Origin of the sequence: Mesorhizobium sp. M2E.F.Ca.ET.219.01.1.1 (assembly GCF_004016445.2) — a bacterium.
In the GTDB taxonomy this organism is placed as follows: Bacteria; Pseudomonadota; Alphaproteobacteria; order Rhizobiales; family Rhizobiaceae; genus Mesorhizobium.
The window spans coordinates 1,479,469-1,496,530 of the sequence record NZ_SADT02000001.1 but is presented as its reverse complement, the minus strand read 5'-3'; the positions used below and the strand labels follow the sequence as shown (position 1 = coordinate 1,496,530).

Annotated in this window: 20 protein-coding genes and 1 pseudogene; 12 read left to right on the top strand and 9 right to left on the bottom strand. The window is 62.9% G+C overall.

The annotated features are described in order from the left end of the window. Positions 1-23: 23 nt before the first annotated feature. The 3 genes from EN862_RS07035 to EN862_RS07025 all read right to left on the bottom strand — a co-directional run bounded on the left by EN862_RS07035 (position 24) and on the right by EN862_RS07025 (position 2,868). A complete protein-coding gene (locus EN862_RS07035; RefSeq protein WP_127863418.1) occupies positions 24-704 on the bottom strand; it encodes a 4Fe-4S dicluster domain-containing protein in 681 nt (226 codons plus the stop codon). After that, positions 701-1,204, bottom strand: coding sequence for a hypothetical protein (locus EN862_RS07030; protein ID WP_127863417.1), 504 nt, complete (start codon positions 1,202-1,204; stop codon positions 701-703). Before EN862_RS07030 ends, EN862_RS07035 begins: the two co-directional genes overlap by 4 nt. Positions 1,205-1,293: 89 nt before the next feature. After that, on the bottom strand, positions 1,294-2,868 hold the full coding sequence (locus EN862_RS07025; protein ID WP_127863416.1) for a trimethylamine methyltransferase family protein: 1,575 nt from the start codon (positions 2,866-2,868) through the stop codon (positions 1,294-1,296). A 271-nt stretch (positions 2,869-3,139) separates the two neighbouring features. Between EN862_RS07025 and EN862_RS07020 the strand changes: the two genes are divergently transcribed. After that, the gene (locus EN862_RS07020; RefSeq protein ID WP_126099636.1) at positions 3,140-3,838 is read left to right on the top strand and encodes a B12-binding domain-containing protein; all 699 of its coding nucleotides are present in this window, start codon (positions 3,140-3,142) and stop codon (positions 3,836-3,838) included. Positions 3,839-3,914: 76 nt separating this feature from the next. On the opposite strand, the gene EN862_RS07015 is transcribed toward EN862_RS07020, so the two are convergent. After that, entirely contained in the window at positions 3,915-4,049 is a 135-nt protein-coding gene (locus EN862_RS07015) for an entericidin A/B family lipoprotein (RefSeq protein ID WP_041003961.1), read from the bottom strand. 51 nt (positions 4,050-4,100) lie between these two features. Here EN862_RS07015 and EN862_RS07010 point away from each other — a divergent pair, with 51 nt between their 5' ends. Beyond that, complete coding sequence (locus EN862_RS07010) at positions 4,101-4,730, top strand: DUF1638 domain-containing protein (protein WP_127863415.1); 630 nt, start codon at positions 4,101-4,103, stop codon at positions 4,728-4,730. A gap of 7 nt (positions 4,731-4,737) precedes the next feature. On the opposite strand, the gene EN862_RS07005 is transcribed toward EN862_RS07010, so the two are convergent. Further along, positions 4,738-5,652, bottom strand: a complete 915-nt coding sequence (locus EN862_RS07005) for an NAD(P)-dependent oxidoreductase (RefSeq protein WP_127863414.1) — start codon at positions 5,650-5,652, stop codon at positions 4,738-4,740. Between the two features lie 126 nt (positions 5,653-5,778). Between EN862_RS07005 and EN862_RS07000 the strand changes: the two genes are divergently transcribed. From EN862_RS07000 to EN862_RS06975, 6 genes are all read left to right on the top strand, one after another. Then, positions 5,779-6,354 carry a DUF4893 domain-containing protein gene (locus EN862_RS07000; protein ID WP_127863413.1) on the top strand — a complete coding sequence of 192 codons (576 nt, stop codon included), beginning with the start codon at positions 5,779-5,781 and terminating at the stop codon, positions 6,352-6,354. Positions 6,355-6,446: 92 nt separating this feature from the next. Then, positions 6,447-7,229 carry a formyl transferase gene (locus tag EN862_RS06995; RefSeq protein WP_127863412.1) on the top strand — a complete coding sequence of 261 codons (783 nt, stop codon included), beginning with the start codon at positions 6,447-6,449 and terminating at the stop codon, positions 7,227-7,229. Positions 7,230-7,365: 136 nt separating this feature from the next. Next, positions 7,366-7,668, top strand: a complete 303-nt coding sequence (locus EN862_RS06990; RefSeq protein WP_127863411.1) for a virulence factor — start codon at positions 7,366-7,368, stop codon at positions 7,666-7,668. Beyond that, the gene (locus EN862_RS06985; RefSeq protein WP_127863410.1) at positions 7,661-8,251 is read left to right on the top strand and encodes a methylenetetrahydrofolate reductase C-terminal domain-containing protein; all 591 of its coding nucleotides are present in this window, start codon (positions 7,661-7,663) and stop codon (positions 8,249-8,251) included. Before EN862_RS06990 ends, EN862_RS06985 begins: the two co-directional genes overlap by 8 nt. Beyond that, positions 8,248-9,339, top strand: coding sequence for a methylenetetrahydrofolate reductase (locus EN862_RS06980; RefSeq protein WP_127863409.1), 1,092 nt, complete (start codon positions 8,248-8,250; stop codon positions 9,337-9,339). The genes EN862_RS06985 and EN862_RS06980 overlap by 4 nt, the downstream gene beginning before the upstream one ends. A 141-nt stretch (positions 9,340-9,480) precedes the next feature. Beyond that, complete coding sequence (locus EN862_RS06975; RefSeq protein WP_127863408.1) at positions 9,481-10,455, top strand: methyltetrahydrofolate cobalamin methyltransferase; 975 nt, start codon at positions 9,481-9,483, stop codon at positions 10,453-10,455. Between the two features lie 79 nt (positions 10,456-10,534). On the opposite strand, the gene EN862_RS06970 is transcribed toward EN862_RS06975, so the two are convergent. Next, complete coding sequence (locus EN862_RS06970) at positions 10,535-10,777, bottom strand: hypothetical protein (protein ID WP_245519513.1); 243 nt, start codon at positions 10,775-10,777, stop codon at positions 10,535-10,537. Between the two features lie 89 nt (positions 10,778-10,866). Between EN862_RS06970 and EN862_RS06965 the strand changes: the two genes are divergently transcribed. Next, positions 10,867-12,936, top strand: a complete 2,070-nt coding sequence (locus EN862_RS06965; RefSeq protein ID WP_127863407.1) for an ASKHA domain-containing protein — start codon at positions 10,867-10,869, stop codon at positions 12,934-12,936. Positions 12,937-13,111: 175 nt separating this feature from the next. Here the strand turns inward: EN862_RS06965 and EN862_RS06960 are convergent. Next, positions 13,112-13,924, bottom strand: a pseudogene (locus EN862_RS06960) (acyltransferase); the annotation flags it as partial. 343 nt (positions 13,925-14,267) lie between these two features. Between EN862_RS06960 and EN862_RS36055 the strand changes: the two are divergent. From EN862_RS36055 to EN862_RS06950, 3 genes are all read left to right on the top strand, one after another. Beyond that, positions 14,268-14,453 (top strand): hypothetical protein, encoded by a 186-nt coding sequence (locus tag EN862_RS36055; RefSeq protein WP_127874242.1) that lies wholly within the window; start codon positions 14,268-14,270, stop codon positions 14,451-14,453. Next, a complete protein-coding gene (locus tag EN862_RS36050) occupies positions 14,453-14,593 on the top strand; it encodes a hypothetical protein (protein WP_189400876.1) in 141 nt (46 codons plus the stop codon). Before EN862_RS36055 ends, EN862_RS36050 begins: the two co-directional genes overlap by 1 nt. A gap of 157 nt (positions 14,594-14,750) precedes the next feature. Then, entirely contained in the window at positions 14,751-15,731 is a 981-nt protein-coding gene (locus EN862_RS06950; protein WP_127863406.1) for an alpha/beta hydrolase, read from the top strand. Here EN862_RS06950 and EN862_RS06945 read toward each other — a convergent pair. Together EN862_RS06945 and EN862_RS06940 are read right to left on the bottom strand one after the other, a co-directional pair. Next, the gene (locus tag EN862_RS06945; protein ID WP_127863405.1) at positions 15,650-15,988 is read right to left on the bottom strand and encodes a hypothetical protein; all 339 of its coding nucleotides are present in this window, start codon (positions 15,986-15,988) and stop codon (positions 15,650-15,652) included. The genes EN862_RS06950 and EN862_RS06945 overlap by 82 nt on opposite strands. Before the next feature lie 11 nt (positions 15,989-15,999). After that, positions 16,000-16,899 (bottom strand): LysR substrate-binding domain-containing protein, encoded by a 900-nt coding sequence (locus EN862_RS06940; protein ID WP_127863404.1) that lies wholly within the window; start codon positions 16,897-16,899, stop codon positions 16,000-16,002. Positions 16,900-17,062 lie beyond the last annotated feature (163 nt).

The window sequence follows — 17,062 nt, the reverse complement described above, 5'->3', positions numbered from 1 at the left end:
TTCCGTGCGGCCTAGAAAAATGCCTACAGGCCGGCGAACGCCGCCATATGGAAAGCCTGCACGTCAGCCGGATAGCGATACGCAGCGCCATAGGGACAGGCGTTGCGGTCGAGGCAGCCGCCGGCGCGGCAAGGCGCACCATGCGTGCCACGCACATGCGCCAGGCACGCCTGGTGCGCAAAGCCATTCACCGAATAGGCGTCGACCGGACAGGATTTCAGGCAAGGTTTTGCTACACATGTGTCGCAAAGATGAATCGCTGAATGAGCTTCGGGAAGAGAAATCTCGTCCTCGAACAGCAATGCGCCGCGATAGGCGTGCCATAGCCCATATTGCGGATGCATCAGAACGCCGAGCGGCGACGGCTTCAGCCCCTCAGCCCGCATCGCCCATTGCTGGAACGGCAGATAGGGCCGATCCGAAGGCGACACCGCGCGGGCGCCGAATTCTTTCGCCACCGCGCCGATCACCTCGCGCGACCAGCTGTCGAGCGGATTGGCAATGTCCCTCGCCTGCTGCCCCAGCCAGCGCTGGAAATGCGGCCAAAGCGCCGCGCCCGCCTGCCCGATGAGCAGCGCAGATTTGGCGGAAACGCCTGATGGACCGAGGGGAACGTCTTCGTCATCGACGAAATTGAAGCCACCGCGGACGATTAGTCCATATCGGACCAGAGCCTCACTGACATGATGATAGCCACCGATCATAGGGCGATAGCTTCGCCTTGAGCTCGCGAGCTACGTCGCTCTCGTTTTGGATCATGCGGGCGGGAGCAGCCGAGGGCCTTGCGGATCCAAGCTTGCCCTCGGTCGTCAACGATTGTCACCGCGCAGATGAATCCGGCTTCGTCCGCCGAGCACTGGTTAGTTTTCGGAAGATCGAACTCGACTTCAATTTGACCGGCACGAATTCCCAAGCCCTTCGCGGCAGCCTGAGCTTCGATCATTGAACCGTATTTGGCGGCTATCGAAGCGAATTCGGACAGCGTGCTCGGCAACTGGCCCCATACATCGATCAGGATTTTAGTCGTCGAGTGTTCTCTCGCGTACGAATGAAGTTTGCCGACGGTCCAGTATCCATCGCAATCGTTGTTACGGCTGATGAACGACGCGGCGACATCAGCCGCGATCCCCTTCAACGCCCTTCGACGCATTTGGACCTCCGACTTGAACCGCCGGAGAATAGTCGCGCCGCGCGCAAAAATCATCGCTTCCGGTCCGGTTCGGAGAAAGCGCTCCGCCAGACTTCCTTGTGGATGATGTCGGCCACTTTAGCCCGGCCTGACTCGGGCTCCTTTCAAGTGAAGGCGTCGGGCATCGAGCCCTTCTTCTTGGCGATGAACTCCTTGAGTGCCTCATCGATTGCCGGATCGAGATGGGGCGCTTCGTAGCTTTCCAGCCAGCGGCGGGCGAGCTCGTTGGCGCGCTGCGGCGCGGTCTTCTCGCCCTCGGCCAGCCACTGCTCGTAGGAATTGTTGTCGGCGATGTTGGAGCGGTAGAAGGCCGTCTGGAAGTTCGCCTGGGTATGGTCGCAGCCGAGATAATGGCTGCCCGGGCCGACCTGGCGGATGGCATCCATCGCCTGGCCGTTTTCCGACAGATCGACGCCCTCGGCAAACTTCTGCTGCATGCCGAGCTGGTCGATGTCCATCATGAATTTCTCGTAGCAGGAGGCGAGACCGCCCTCCAGCCAACCGGCCGAATGCAGCACGAAATTGGTGCCGGCGAGGATGGTCGAGTTGAGCGTGTTGGCGCTCTCATAGGCCGCCTGCGCATCCGGGATCTTCGAGGCGCAGAGCGAACCGCCGGTACGGAACGGCAGGCCGAGCCGCCGCGCGAGCTGGGCCGCTCCATAGGAGACGAGCGACGGCTCCGGCGTGCCGAAGGTCGGCGCGCCCGACTGCATCGAGATCGACGAGGCGAAGGTGCCGAACAGCACCGGCGCGCCGGGGCGGATCAGCTGCGTGAACGAGGCGCCAGCGAGCACTTCGGCCAGCACCTGCGTCAGCGTGCCGGCAACCGTCACCGGGCTCATCGCGCCGGCCAGGATGAAGGGCGTGACGATGCAGGCCTGGTTATGGCGCGAATAGACTTTCAGGGCGCCGAGCATGGTCTCGTCGAATACCATCGGCGAGTTGGCGTTGATCAGGCTGGTCAGCACCGTGTTGTTCTCGACGAAGTCGTCGCCGAACACCAGCTTGGCCATCGCCACCGTGTCCTCGGCCCGCTCCGGCGCCGTCACCGACCCCATGAACGGCTTATCCGAATAGCGGATGTGGCTGTAGACCATATCGAGATGGCGCTTGTTGACCGGCACATCGACCGGCTCGCAGACCGTGCCGCCCGAATGGTGGATCGACGGCGCCATATAGGCGAGCTTCACGAAATTCTGGAAATCCTCGATCGTCGCGTAGCGGCGATTGCCGTCGAGGTCGCGCACGAAGGGCGGGCCGTAGACCGGCGCAAACACGGTCGCATTGCCGCCGATCTGCACCGAACGCTCCGGGTTGCGCGCATGCTGGGTGTAGATCGAAGGCGCGGTTTTCAAGAGCGAGCGGCAGAGCCCCTTGGGGAAGTGCACGCGCTCGCCCTTGACGTCGGCGCCCGCTTCTTTCCACAGCGCCAGCGCCTCGGCGTCGTCGCGAAAGATGATGCCGATCTCTTCCAGCACCGTGTCGGTGTTCTTCTCGATCAGCGCCAGGCCCTCCTCGTTGAGGACCTCGTAGACGTTGATCTTGCGCCTGATGTAGGTGAGCTGGGTGCCTGGGCCGCCGCCCGAACGGGCAGCACGGCGTGCCGCCGCGCCGCCGCTGGCGCCGCGTCCGCGCCGTCCGCCCGACGCTTCCTGCTCGACTGCCGCGTTATCGCTCATGATCGTTCTTCCTATAACTTGGCCTGAATTGGCTGGGGCGGCTCATCGTCGCCGCTTCTTGCCGGATCGTAGCCATGCACCCTATTGGAAACGGCCAGCCAGCGCCAACGCCTGTCGCAAAATCGACAAGAAAAGCGCCAACTTTTCAGTCGCTTTCCTTTTGCGGGAAGTCGCAAATCAGCTATGGCTAGCTTGCCCTCGCGGGTTAGGTATTGGCGCATCGATTTTTAGGCTGCCGCAGTCATTCCGAGCAGCAAGGAGCCCGAGAAAAATGTCCGACGACGAGATCATCCTTTCCGAGCTTTCCGACGAGGAGCTTGTGCAGCAGATGCACGACGACCTCTATGACGGGCTGAAGGAAGAAATCGAGGAAGGCACGCATATCCTTCTCGAGCGCAATTGGGCGCCCTACAAGGTGCTGACCGAGGCGCTCGTCGAAGGCATGCGCATCGTCGGCGAGGATTTTCGCGATGGCATCCTGTTCGTGCCGGAAGTGCTGCTCTCGGCCAACGCCATGAAGGCCGGCATGGCGATCCTGCGTCCGCTGCTCGCCGCCACCGGCGCGCCGAAGCAGGGCAAGATGGTGATCGGCACCGTCAAGGGCGACATCCACGACATCGGCAAGAACCTCGTCGGCATGATGATGGAAGGCGCTGGCTTCGACGTCATCGACCTCGGCATCAACAATGCGGTGGAGAAGTACCTGGACGCGATCGAACAGCACCAGCCCGACATCATCGGCATGTCGGCGCTGCTCACCACCACCATGCCCTATATGAAGGTCGTCATCGACACGATGAAGGAAAAGGGCATCCGCGACGATTACGTCGTGCTGGTCGGCGGCGCGCCGCTCAACGAGGAATTCGGCAAGGCCGTCGGCGCCGACGCCTATTGCCGCGACGCGGCGGTGGCCGTGGAGACCGCCAAGGATTTCATGAAGCGCAAGCACAACGTTCGCGCTTCCGCCTGACCCAAGGCATCAGGATGGATCAAAAAAAGCCGCGCCTTGCAGCGCGGCTTTTTTGTTCCCAGATGATGGGAGAAGATCAGTTGACAGTGTCTTTGACCGCCCTTGCCGTCGATTTGACGTCCTTGCCGACGCCCCGGATGGTGTTGGCGCAGGCGGTGAGTGCAAGCGCGCAGGCCAGAATGGCGATCGGCGCGATGCGTAGCAGTTTCATGGACGGTGTCTCCCTCGACAGATATTAAGCCCCAGCGAAAGCCGGCCCGACTTGGTCAAGACGCAAAAAACGGAACCGAATCAAACAGACAGGCTGCTCGTCATCGCCTGCGGAATGATTGCGCGCGAAGTTTTGGCCGTCAAGCAACAGCTAAAGCTCGACCATCTCGAACTGACCTGCCTGCCGGCCGAGTTCCATTTCTATCCGGACCGCATCGCGCCGGCGATGGATAAGGCGATCGAGAAGGCCAAGGCCGAAGGTTACGATCACATCTTCGTCGGCTATGCCGACTGCGGCACCGGCGGCCTGCTCGACCGTGTCATCGAGAAACACGGCGTCGAGCGTATGGCCGGGCCGCACTGCTTTGCCTTCTACCAGGGCATGGACGCCTATGCGAAGGTGGCCGATGGCGACATGATGTCGTTCTACATGACCGACTTCCTCTGCCGCCAGTTCGATGCCTTCTTCATCAGGCCGCTCGGCCTCGACCGGCATCCCGAGCTGATCAAGGATTATTTCGGCAACTACGAGAAGCTCATCTATCTCGCCCAGACCGACGATCCGGAGCTCGACAAGGTCGCCGAGAAAGCCGCAATTATGCTCGGGCTTACCTATGAGCGCCGACCGACCGGCTACGGTGATCTAACGAGCGAACTGGCGCGGGTGGCGGTTCGCGCCTGAGGGGGCTTCACGCCTCCGCTTCCAGCGCCGCAAGCACATCGGCGAAGCTGGTCTTGCAGACGAAGCCCAGTCGCTCCCTCGCCTGCGACGGATCATAGACGCGGTCGATCGAGGAGAACATCGTCCAACCCCTTTTGGCATAGAGCCGCGGATAGTCGGGAAAATAGCGCGCCACGACGGATGGCGCATCGGCGATCAGTTCCGCGCAATCCTGCGGCCTGAACGGCGTCGGCGCCGAGACGATAAAGACGTCGAAGCCGAGTTCCGGCGCCTTCTTCAATGCCGCGACATGAGCTTCCGCCGCATCCTCCACCGTCAGCCTGCGGAACAGCAATTCGTTGGCCTTGGTGTTGGCATCCGATTGCTCGATCGCATGCGCCATATCGTCCGCTTCGGGAAAGAAGCGTGCCGTGCGCAGCACCACCACCGGCAATCCATGCTGAAGGTTGTAAAGACGGCACAGATGCTCGGCCGAAAGCTTCGTCACGCCATAGATGTTGCGCGGCTCCGGCGACATCTCCTCCGTCAGCCAGGCCGCCTGGCGCGCGCCGCCCTGGAAGCCGGCGCGGATCGCCTGCGAGATCATCAGCGACGTCGTCGAGGTGAAGACGAAGCGCTGCACGCCGCAGGCAACCGCTGCGTCGAGCAGGTTGAGCGTGCCCTGCACATTCGTCGCGACGAAGGCGCTGTTCTCATAATGCTCGATGTTCGGCTTGTGCAGCGCGCCGCTGTGAATGATGGCCTCGATGCTGTGCTCGCGGACGGTTCTCAGGACAAGATCGCGATCCGCGATCGAGCCGACGACTTGCGTGCGCGCCGAGGCAACCGGATCGAGGCCGATGACGTCATGGCCGAGCGCCCTGAGCCTTGGTTCAAGCCCGCTACCCAGCCAGCCGGACGATCCCGTCAGCAAGATCCGCATCGATCGAACACCATTTTTCCGAGCCCACGCTGTTAAGCACGGATGACAGACGATCGCGAACCGGTAAGTTGTGCGCCAGTGACAGAAAGAACTTTGTTCCAGCCATTGATTGAGGAAACGGATTTCATGACCCCTCGCCTGCTTTTCGCTGCCCTCGGCCTCATCGTCCTCACTTTGCCCGCTCATGCCGATGGCGAGGTGCAGAAGCTGATTACCGCCGCCGACAAGGCGCGGCTGGACAAGTACGGCGAGACGCGCAAGGCGGCCCTCGACGAGGCCAAGGCCGGCGATCCGGCCGAGGTCAAGCAACTGGATGAACTGCTCGCCAAGCCGCTCGTCGCCTTCTCCGACAAGGATCTCACCGGCAACTGGAAGTGCCGCACCATCAAGGCAGGCGGTATCAGCCCGCTCGTCATCTATGGCTGGTTCAAGTGCAAGGTGACAGACGACGGCTCGGGCTGGCGGCTTGCGAAGATCAGCGGCTCGCAGCGCACGACTGGCCGCTTCTTCGACGACAATGAGAAGCGCGCCATCTATCTCGGCTCGTTCTCGGTCAATGACGACAAGGCCAAGCCTTATGGCAGCGGCCCCGAGAGCGACCAGGTCGGCTACGCCTTCCGCAACAGCGCCACAGAATGGCGGATCGAATTCCCCGCGCCCTATTACGAATCGAAACTCGACATCATGGAGTTCAAGCGCTGAGCCGGGCCTGACGCCTGACTGAAAGCCTTCGGCACACCAAGGATTAACCCGCGCCGAATAGCATCCGCCGGTCTTCAGAGCGGGTGCTTGCCATGGCAGCGTCGGAATCGAGTACGCGACCGATCGTGGTCGTCACCGAAGGTGGCCCGCATATCTGGGCCATCGTCAATGCGATTGCCGATCGGGTCGGCCCCGTCAGCGTCATCCTCGAAGCGCCCGAATCCAAAAAGCGCCTGCTCATGGGCCGCGCGCGGCGCCAGGGCTGGATCTCGGCCATCGGCCAGTTCGGCACCATGGTGCTGACCAGGCTCGGTAAGCGCTTCCTTGCCGGCCACGCCGAGCGGCTGATCGCCGAGGAGAAGCTCGCGACCGAGCCGCCGCAAGGCCAGGCGATCATCCATGTGCCGTCGGCCAACGGGCCGGAATGCCTGAAGGAAATCACGCGCATCGAACCAGGCGTCGTCCTGCTGGCCGGGTGCAGGCTGCTGTCGAAAGACACGCTCAGGAAGATGCCCTGCCCGGTGCTCAACTATCACGCCGGCATCGCGCCAAAATATCGCGGCATGAATGGCGGCTACTGGGCGCTGGCCTCCGGCGACGCGCAGAACTTCGGCACGACCGTTCACCTGGTCGACGCCGGCGTCGACACCGGCGGCGTGCTGAAGCAGGCGCGCGGCAAGCCCAAGATGGGCGACACAATCGCCAGCTATGCGCTGCGCCAGGCCGCCTTTTCGCGCGATATCTGTGTCGAAGCGGTCGGCAACGCGTTGGCCGGCAGACTGGAAACTATCGATCCCGACCTGCCGTCGAAGCAGTGGTATCACCCGACGATCTGGTTCTATCTCTGGACCGGCCTGACCAAGCGCGTCTGGTGATCGGCAGGTAACGGATTCCAGCATTCGCTTTGCGCCATCGCCAGCGTCGCTTTTGAAGGGGCGCGCGTCGTCCCATAACAAGCGGCCCAACAGCGCATGCGGCAATGCTCCAGGGACTGCGAGGAGTTGAGAATTCATGGCCGATCTGATCGTCGTCTATTGGCGCGACATTCCTGCCCAGGTCATCGTCAAGAAGGGCCGGCAGAACGCCAAGCGCGAGCTGCCGCTGCGCTTCACCGAGGCGATCGACATGTGCGCCATGCGCACCGGCGCCGGCGGTACCGACGACTATCTGGCGGAATGGCGCAAGGCCGACCCGATCCCTGTCGGCGATGACATCGAGGCCGAGGTCGAGAAGGCCTATCAGGAACTCGACGCGAAATATGACCGCGAGCGGCTGGTCGCTCTGGTCAAGGCTGGCGGGAAAGAAAATGTCTGAGAAGCAGCCGGCGGTTACCCAGGCCACATTGGTCAAGAAGGCGGCGCCGAAATCCGACTACAAGCCGGCCGACGTGTCCCCGCAGCGCCGCGTCCAGCGCACCTTCGCCGTGCGGCTTTGGTCCATCCGGCACTCGCGACTGCTCGAATGGTTCTACAGTCGGTTCGCCGACGTCTTCCTGCTCTTGCATCCGCTCTGGAAAGGCATCGGCTATAGCCGTGTCGAAGCCCCGGTGAAGTTCGTCGAGAAGCGCGTCAAGGGCTTCATGTTCGACTGCCGCATGTGCGGCCAGTGCGTGCTTTCGTCGACCGGCATGTCGTGCCCGATGAACTGCCCCAAGCAGCTGCGCAACGGCCCGTGCGGCGGCGTGCGCGCCAACGGCAATTGCGAGGTCGAGCCGGACATGCCCTGCGTCTGGGTCAAGGCCTGGGAAGGCTCGCGCAACATGGTGCATGGCGACAAGATCCTCGACGTGCAGAAGCCGGTCGACCAGTCGCTGCGCGAAACCTCGGCCTGGCTGCGCGTTACTGCGCAGGCCGCCGCCGCGCGTGAGACGAACCAGAACCCCGGAGCTTCGGCATGAACGTCCGCCAGCGCGATGAGAATCCGGCCGGCATCCATCTGCCGCTCGATCCCCTGCCCGGCCACACCTCGCGCGGCCGGCTGGAGCGCGTGCTGCGTCGCGGCGAATTCGCGGTGACGACCGAGCTCAACCCGCCCGACAGCGCCGATCCGGAAGACGTCTACAACCGCGCCAAGATCTTCGACGGCTGGGTCGATGCGATCAACGCGGTCGATGCCTCGGGCGCCAACTGCCACATGTCCTCGGTCGGCATCTGCGCGCTGCTTACCCGCATGGGCTATGCCCCGATCATGCAGATCGCCTGCCGCGACAAGAACCGCATTGCCATTCAGGGCGACGTGCTGGGCGGCGCCGCGATGGGCGTCGCCAACATGCTCTGCCTCACCGGCGACGGCGTGCAGGCCGGCGACCAGCCCGGCGCCAAGCCTGTCTTCGACCTCGATTCCATGTCGCTGCTCGAAACCATCCGCATCATGCGCGACAACGGCAAGTTCCTGTCCGGCCGCAAGCTGACGACGCCGCCGCAGGTTTTCCTCGGCTGCGCGGTCAATCCCTTCGCGCCGCCTTACGATTTCCGCCCGATCCATCTCGGCAAGAAGATCGCCGCCGGGGCGCAGTTCGCGCAGACGCAGTATTGCTTCGACGTGCCGATGTTCAAAACCTTCATGCAGAAGGCCCGCGACCTCGGCCACACCGAAAAGCTCTTCCTGCTTTGCGGCGTCGGTCCGCTGGCTTCCGCCAAGACGGCGAAGTGGATCCGCTCCAACGTGCCGGGCATCCATATCCCCGATGCGGTGATCAAGCGGCTGGAAGGCGCGCAGGATCAGAAGAAGGAAGGCAAGCAGCTCTGCATCGACATCATCAACGAGGTGAAGGAAATCCCGGGTGTCGCCGGCATCCATGTGATGGCCTACCGCCAGGAGGAATATGTCGCCGAGATCGTCGATGAATCCGGCGTGCTGAAAGGCCGCCAGCCCTGGCAACGCGAAATCCGCCGCGACGACCAGATCGTCGCCGAGCGTCTCGACCACATACTGCACGACGAGATTACCGAAACCCAGGTGGATATGGTGAAGACCGCGCATTGATGTATGTCGCCCAAAAGTGGGAACCGGTTTTGGGACAACGACATACATTGACTTAGAGACCAGGCGTGGCAGTCAGCATTCACCTTGAACCAAATCAGATAACGATATAAAGAACTCTTTATATCCCGACGGAGAGATCGCATGACCCGCACCATCGTCGCCTCGGCGACCCGAGAAATCGTCATCGGCTTCGATCAGCCCTTCTGCGTGATCGGCGAACGCATCAACCCGACCGGCCGCAAGAAGCTCGCCGCCGAGATGGTGGCCGGCAATTTCGAGACCGTCATCAAGGACGCGCTGGAACAGGCCGCCTGCGGCGCCACCATGCTCGACGTTAATGCCGGCGTCACCGCCGTCGACCCCAACGCCACCGAGCCGGCGCTGCTGGTGCAGACGCTGGAGATCGTGCAGGGCCTGGTCGATCTGCCGCTGTCGATCGACTCCTCGGTCACCGCCGCGATCGAAGCCGCGCTGAAGGTCGCCAAGGGCCGCCCGCTGGTCAACTCCGTCACCGGCGAGGAAGAAAAGCTCGAGGCCATCCTGCCGCTGGTCAAGAAATACAACGTCCCGGTCGTCGCCATCTCCAATGACGAGACCGGCATCTCGATGGACCCGGATGTGCGCTTCGCCGTTGCCAAGAAGATCGTCGAGCGCTGCGCCGACTTCGGCATTCCTTCGCATGACGTCGTCGTCGACCCGCTGGTGATGCCGATCGGCGCGCTGGGCGACGCCGGACGCCAGGTGTTCGCGCTGCTGCGGCGGCTCCGCGAAGAGCTCAAGGTCAACACCACCTGCGGCCTCTCCAACATCTCCTTCGGCCTGCCGCACCGCCACGGCATCAACGCCGCCTTCATTCCAATGGTGATCGGCGCCGGCATGACCTCCGCAATTATGAACCCGGTCCGTCCGCAGGAAATGGAAGCCGTGCGCGGCGCCAATGTGCTCAACGGCACCGACGAGAACTGCACCAACTGGATCCGCACCTACAAGGATTACAAGCCGGCCGAAGGTGGCCATGCCGTTGCCGCGCCGGTCGCGGTGACCGCTCCCGGCGATGGCGCCGCTGCCGGCGGCCGTCGCCGCGGCGGCCGCGAAGCCCGCATGGCCCGGGGATAAGCGCGCAATCGTGGGCCGCACCGCAAACAAGGCTGGTCCGATCGCATCGTGGATGCGGTCGGACAGCTCTGCTTTGTGTTCAGGCCATACCCACTATGGCATCGAACAGCGCCATGCCCGCCCACGATCCGAAAATGCCGGTGACGCCGCCGACGATGAAATCATCGTCATAGGCGGGCCAGTAGGCGTGCAGCAGCAGCGCGCCGACGACCGCGCCGAGAATTCCGGTGGCAAGGTATTGCGGATTGCGCAGCCAAGAGTCCTTGATCACGCGCACCATGGTGAAGGCGGTGAGGACGGCGGAGAGCAGCAGATCCGACATGGTTGGCCCCTGGACCAGCAGACTCTCCACCCAACAGTAAAACGATCCGTTAAACGGCATCGGCCATTGCCAGCGAGACGCGTGCCAGCATGAATCCTCCGCCCAACATCACCGATCCGCTCGTCCTGTTCATGCCGTCAGGCAAGCGCGGCCGGTTCCCGGTCGGCACGCCGGTGCTCGATGCCGCGCGCCAGCTCGGCGTCTATGTCGAAAGCGTGTGCGGCGGCCGCGCCACTTGCGGGCGCTGCCAGATCGAGGTGCAGGAAGGCAATTTCGCCAAGCACAAGATCGTCTCGTCCAACGACCATATCTCGCCCAAGGGCGCCAAGGAGGAGCGCTACGAGCGCGTGCGCGGCCTGCCCGATCGGCGCCGCCTCTCCTGCTCGGCGCAGATTCTCGGCGACCTCGTCATCGACGTGCCGCAGGACACGGTCATCAACGCCCAGACCATCCGCAAGGACGCCGACACCAGGGTGATCGCCCGCGATACGGCGATCCGCATGTGCTATGTCGAGATCGAAGAGCCCGACATGCACAAGCCGCTCGGCGATCTCGACCGGCTCAAGATCGCCCTGATGAAGGACTGGGGCCTCAAGAATCTCGAATTCGACTTCTATCTGCTGCCGCAGGTGCAGGGCATCCTGCGCAAGGGCAACTGGACCGCGACGGCCGCCATCCACAAGGATGCCGACAGCGATATCGCGCGCGTCATCGCGCTGTGGCCCGGCCTCAAGAACGAAGCTTACGGCCTCGCTTGCGACATCGGCTCGACCACCATTGCCATGCATTTGGTGTCGCTGCTGTCGGGCCGCGTCGCCGCATCCTCCGGCACGTCCAATCCGCAGATCCGCTTCGGCGAGGATCTGATGAGCCGCGTCTCCTATGTGATGATGAATCCGGACGGCCGCGAAGGCATGACGGTGGCCGTGCGCGAGGCCATTTCCAGCTTGGTCGACAAGGTCTGCGCGGAAGGCAGTGTCCACCGCGCCGACATCCTGGATTCCGTCTTCGTCGGCAATCCGATCATGCATCATTTGTTCCTCGGCATCGATCCGACCGAACTCGGCGGCGCGCCCTTCGCTCTCGCCGTCTCCGGCGCGGTGCGCATCAAGGCCTCCGATATTGGCCTCAAGCTCAACCAGGGCGCCCGCCTCTACATGCTGCCTTGCATCGCCGGCCATGTCGGCGCCGATGCCGCCGCCGTTACCTTGTCGGAAGGTCCACACCGGCAGGACGAGATGATGCTGATCGTCGACGTCGGCACCAACGCCGAGATCGTGCTCGGCAACTCCACGCGGGTCGTCGCGGCCTCCTCGCCCACCGGTCCGGCCTTTGAGGGCGCGGAAATTTCCGGTGGACAGCGCGCCGCGCCAGGCGCCATCGAGCGCGTGCGCATCGATCCCGACACGTTGGAGCCGCGTTACCGCGTCATCGGTTCGGAACTGTGGTCGGATCAGCCGGGCTTCGCCGAAAGCGTGCAGGCAACCGGCGTCACCGGCATCTGCGGTTCGGGCATCATTGAAGTGATCGCGGAGATGTATCTGTCGGGCATCATTTCCGAGGACGGCGTCGTCGACGGATCGCTCAGCATGCGTTCGCCGCGCATCGTGCCCAACGGCCGCACCTTCTCCTATGTGCTGAAGGAAGGCGAGCCGAAGATCACCATCACCCAGAACGATGTGCGCGCCATCCAGCTTGCCAAGGCGGCGCTCTATGCCGGCACCAAGCTGTTGATGGAAAAGCAGCGCACCGATCATGTCGACCGCATCCATTTCGCCGGTGCCTTCGGCTCCTTCATCGATCCGAAATACGCCATGGTGCTCGGCCTGATCCCGGATTGCGATCTCGACAAGGTCTCGGCCGTCGGCAATGCCGCGGGCGCCGGCGCGCGCATGGCGCTGCTCAATCGTGGCTACCGGCGCGAGATCGAGGAAACCGTGAGCAGGATCGAGAAGATCGAGACAGCGCTGGAGCCCAAGTTCCAGGAACACTTCGTCTACGCCATGGCGCTGCCAAACAAGGTCGACCCGTTCCCGAAGCTGGCTGCAGCGGTGAAGCTGCCGCCGCGCAAGGCAATGAGCGAGGACGGCACCGCCGGCGACGCCACCCCGCGCCGGCGTTCGCGCGAGGAGCGCGCGGCACGCCGCGGCCGCGATTAGAACAAGGCTTTAGCCGGCCTTGCCGCGGCCCCTGCGGCCGCGGCGTTGCTTGCCTTGGCGGCGCCTTGGGTCCTTGCGGGTGCAGCAGCCCGATCAACGGCTTTTCGACAGTCAGATAAAGCATCGCCGAGAGTGCAAGCGTGGCGACCAGGATCGTCGCCGGCTGCAAAGCCGCGGGAATTCCGATCCTCAGGACGACGCCCGTCGCCAGCACGCCAACCGCGACATGCCACAGATAGATCGAATAGGACGCGTCGCCGAGAAAAGTGGGCAATTGAGCCGGCTTGAACGGCCGCGCTCGCTCGGCAAAAACCGCGCCTGCCACGATCAATGCGGCCGGAAGCCCCCAGAGCAAGGCGCGAGGCAAATCGGCATCGAACAGCGTGCCGGCCGCAAGCAGAAGGAATCCCGCGCCAGACATCGCCAGCCCCGCCCCGAGCGGCAGCCTGGTACCGTGAAGCCACAAGCGCCCCACGACGACGCCGGCCGCGAACTCGATCACGACAGGATCGGTGAAGGCATGCGCATATCCCTCGGGAAGGACGAAATGCAGCGCGACGATGGCGACAAGTGCGCCCACGAGAACGCCGAACCGCCAGCGCTCGCCCAGAAACAGGACGAGCGTGAAGACGAGATAGAACATCATCTCATAGCAAAGCGTCCAACCCTGTATGACGATGGGATGCAGCGCATCGTCCTGCAGGACCGGCAGGAAGAACAGCGAGCCGGCGAAATTCGCCACACTGAGGAAATGGCCGTAGAAGAACTGCGGCTTGAGCAGGATCCCCGCCGCGGTCAACAGCGTGACGATCCAGTAGAAAGGCACGATGCGGGTGATGCGGCGGCTCATGAAACGCCAGGGATTGGCTGGCCTGCCCGCCGTCGTCACCCACATGATGAAGCCGCTGATGACGAAGAAAACGTCGACGCCGGCGGCTCCGACATCGAACGGACCGCCGAACTGCTCGCTGACATGGAAGCAAACCACCGCGCATGCGGCGAGGCCGCGCAGATATTGGATGCTATGTATGCTTGTCACGATGCCCTGACCCGTCTCGCATCATGCTGCGGTGCACTTACCCCACGCCGCATTGCACAATAACTATGCAGCCACTCGCCCCCGTCAACCGCCCATGGCAGCTATTCGGACCGGACTCGGCCCGTCGGTTTGCTTAATTCATTTGCGTGCAAATGTTTCCGGATCCGCGCGATCCCGAAACCGAAACCCTGTTCTCGCGAAATCGACCCGATACATGCATGACGCATTTAGCGGCCATCGCATGGCGGCAGCGACAATTTTCGGCCGCCGTTGCTCTTCAAGGGAGATGAAAATGTCGATGTTCGGAAATCTCAGCCGCTTCGGTGTCACCGTCAGGCAGGCTCATGCCAGGAACAAAGCGATTCGCGCGCTCAACGATCTGCCGGCGCATGTCCAGAAGGATATCGGCTGGCCGGCCTCGCCGCCGAGCGACCCGCAGGCAGCACTGCACAAGCTGCTTCTGGGCACGCCGCGCTGATGACCTTCGCCGACAAATGCAAGCTGCTTGGCAAGCGCCGGGGTCGCAAGGCGGCCCCGGCGACCGGCGACAACAAACTGCGCGCCGCGCTGCTGCCGAGGCGGCGCCAGGCAAATCCAGGAAAAGCGCGCAGCGATTGAGCTCGGCGGCTTGCCGTAGTTCGTCCAGAATTGCGCAAACAAGGAACTGGTGCCATCGGATCACGCCGATGTGCCAGCGTGAATCCTTGACATTTTCAACAGCGGTACGATCTTCGGGAATTCTCTTAGTCGGCTCTGCCGAGATCCGTGTATCCGCATGCCCAGTTTGAAAAGCCATCTCGTTTCGTTCGTTCTGCGGCACAGCCGCAAGAAAGCCTTTTCCAGTCCCGAGAACCTGCAGCGCTGGATCGCTTACGCCCGCAAGACCGAGGACTATCACCCGCCGGCCTTGCTGAAGGCGCGGCTGGACATCACCGAGACCGAGATCGGCGGCTTTCCCGTCTATGAGATCGCGCCGAAGGCGGGCAAGCGCCGGCGCATCCTTTACATGCATGGCGGCGCCTATGTCTTTCAGATCACGTCCTACCACTGGGGGATGATCGCCGAGATGGCCGAGCGTCTCGGTTTCGGCATCACCGTGCCGATCTACCCCATCGCGCCCGAGCATGATTTCCACGACATGTTCGGCATGGTCGGCGACGTCTACCGGCGCATGCTTGAAGAGACCGACGCCGAGGACATCGTCTTCATGGGCGATTCCGCCGGCGGCAACATGGCGGTCGTGCTCACCATGATGGCGGCCGAGGAGGGCCTGCCCTCGCCGTCGCATCACGTGCTGATTTCGCCCGGCCTCGACGTTTCGCTTGCAAATCCTGAAGTCTTCGAGGCCGAGCGGCAGGATCCGTGGCTGGGTATTCCGGGTGGGCTGGAAGCGGTGCGGCTCTACAGCGCCGGTTTCGACCGCAAAGACTGGCACATCAGCCCGCTTTACGGCGACTTGTCCGTGCTGCCGAGGACGCTGCTGCTGACCGGTTCACGCGACATGCTGACACCAGATAATCTCATCTTCGCCGAAAGGGCGCGGGCTGCCGGCGTCGAGGTGGACGTGGTCTATGAGGAAGGCATGTTCCACGTCTGGCCGCTGATCGAGATGCCGGAAACGCGCCGCGCGCGCGACAGCATCGTCGCATTTCTGAGCAGCGACAAAACCACTGGTCAGCGCAAGAGCGAGCCGATCACCTGGTCGGTCAAAGCTTCATCAGGCAATCCATTCAAGACCGGATTGGCCAACACGTAGATCGCTTGCAATATTTCCTCATAGCGATCTGACTGATAGTCGATGTCCTCCCTGCATTCGATCAGATCCGCCCAACCTTCCACATCGGCCGCGGTGAGTGCTCCCGACCGAAACCGTTGGAGAACGCTCACGATATGATCCGCCGTCAGGACAGCCACTGGCGTCTCGGACCAACCCACGTCGCTCATCATTTCGGTCAGAAGATCGAGCGGCTTTCTGAACGCGATGAGATCGTCGAGAACTGAGGCACGGCTCACGACAAGGCTCGTCAGAACTTACCGGTTTCGCGGAACAATTCGAACGTCGCGCGAATATGGTCGGCCACGGCCTTCACCGGCGCGCTGGCGTCGGGCGCCACCACCATGGCGAGATTGTAGGTGCCGATCTCCGGCATGCCGTCCTTCGCGCCAAGCGAGACCATCTCGTTGCCGAGGAAGGACTTCGGCAGCGGCGCCACCGCGAGGTCGGCCATGATCGCGGCGCGCTGGCCGGCTGTGTGGGCGCTCATATAGGCGATGCGGTAATTGCGGCCCTCGCGTCCAAGCGCTTCCAACGCCCCTGCCCGCCATGCGCAGCCTTCCTCCCACAGCGACACCGGCAGCGGTTCGCGCAGATGCGCGCAGCCGCCCTTGGCGCCGGCCCACACGATCGGTTCGGTTAGCAGAACCTCGGCGCCGATCGCGCTGGTCTTGTAGGAATTGGTCAGCAGCGTGATGTCGAGCGCGCGGTCGTCCATACGCCGGCGCAGATTGATGCTCTGGTCGATGGTCACATCGACGGCGATCGAGGGATGCGACTGCGCGAAGCGCTTCAGCACATGCGGCAGCACGCGCTCGCCATAGTCGTCGGGGGACCCAAGCCGCACCACGCCGACAATGTCGGGGATGATAAACTTCGACACCACCTCGCGGTTGATCGACAGCAGCCGGCGGGCATAGCCGAGCAGCATCTCGCCATCCGTGGTCAGCGTCACCGAACGCGCGTCGCGCGCGAAGACGGAACGGCCGAGGATATCCTCAAGCTTCTTGATCTGCATGGAGACGGCCGACGGCGTGCGGAACACCGCGTTGGCGGCGGTGGTGAATGAGCCGGTCTCCGCGATCGCCACGAAGGTGCGCAGCACATCGAGGTCAAGCAGCGGCAAGGGATGATTGAGCGGGGCATTCATGGGAGCGTGCCTTCAATTTTTCTGATGCAATCCATCATTCCATTTCGTTTGATTGAACATCACTCCGGGCGCATAGTCAACTCGATCGATGCAGGATGCTGCCAAAGGCAGCCATGAAACGACCCTGACACAGTCCTGCAATCGACATGAAATGAAGCTGAAA

Coding starts and splice junctions, on each gene's coding strand:
- EN862_RS06980 (WP_127863409.1), top strand. CDS start 8,248: ATGAACGTCCGCCAGCGCGATGAGAATCCGGCCGGCATCCATCTGCCG.
- EN862_RS06950 (WP_127863406.1), top strand. CDS start 14,751: ATGCCCAGTTTGAAAAGCCATCTCGTTTCGTTCGTTCTGCGGCACAGC.
- EN862_RS07030 (WP_127863417.1), bottom strand. CDS start 1,204: ATGATTTTTGCGCGCGGCGCGACTATTCTCCGGCGGTTCAAGTCGGAG.
- EN862_RS07035 (WP_127863418.1), bottom strand. CDS start 704: ATGATCGGTGGCTATCATCATGTCAGTGAGGCTCTGGTCCGATATGGA.
- EN862_RS06965 (WP_127863407.1), top strand. CDS start 10,867: ATGAATCCTCCGCCCAACATCACCGATCCGCTCGTCCTGTTCATGCCG.
- EN862_RS07015 (WP_041003961.1), bottom strand. CDS start 4,049: ATGAAACTGCTACGCATCGCGCCGATCGCCATTCTGGCCTGCGCGCTT.
- EN862_RS07005 (WP_127863414.1), bottom strand. CDS start 5,652: ATGCGGATCTTGCTGACGGGATCGTCCGGCTGGCTGGGTAGCGGGCTT.
- EN862_RS36055 (WP_127874242.1), top strand. CDS start 14,268: ATGTCGATGTTCGGAAATCTCAGCCGCTTCGGTGTCACCGTCAGGCAG.
- EN862_RS06970 (WP_245519513.1), bottom strand. CDS start 10,777: ATGTCGGATCTGCTGCTCTCCGCCGTCCTCACCGCCTTCACCATGGTG.
- EN862_RS07025 (WP_127863416.1), bottom strand. CDS start 2,868: ATGAGCGATAACGCGGCAGTCGAGCAGGAAGCGTCGGGCGGACGGCGC.
- EN862_RS06975 (WP_127863408.1), top strand. CDS start 9,481: ATGACCCGCACCATCGTCGCCTCGGCGACCCGAGAAATCGTCATCGGC.
- EN862_RS06990 (WP_127863411.1), top strand. CDS start 7,366: ATGGCCGATCTGATCGTCGTCTATTGGCGCGACATTCCTGCCCAGGTC.
- EN862_RS06940 (WP_127863404.1), bottom strand. CDS start 16,899: ATGAATGCCCCGCTCAATCATCCCTTGCCGCTGCTTGACCTCGATGTG.
- EN862_RS07000 (WP_127863413.1), top strand. CDS start 5,779: ATGACCCCTCGCCTGCTTTTCGCTGCCCTCGGCCTCATCGTCCTCACT.
- EN862_RS36050 (WP_189400876.1), top strand. CDS start 14,453: ATGACCTTCGCCGACAAATGCAAGCTGCTTGGCAAGCGCCGGGGTCGC.
- EN862_RS06995 (WP_127863412.1), top strand. CDS start 6,447: ATGGCAGCGTCGGAATCGAGTACGCGACCGATCGTGGTCGTCACCGAA.
- EN862_RS07020 (WP_126099636.1), top strand. CDS start 3,140: ATGTCCGACGACGAGATCATCCTTTCCGAGCTTTCCGACGAGGAGCTT.
- EN862_RS06985 (WP_127863410.1), top strand. CDS start 7,661: ATGTCTGAGAAGCAGCCGGCGGTTACCCAGGCCACATTGGTCAAGAAG.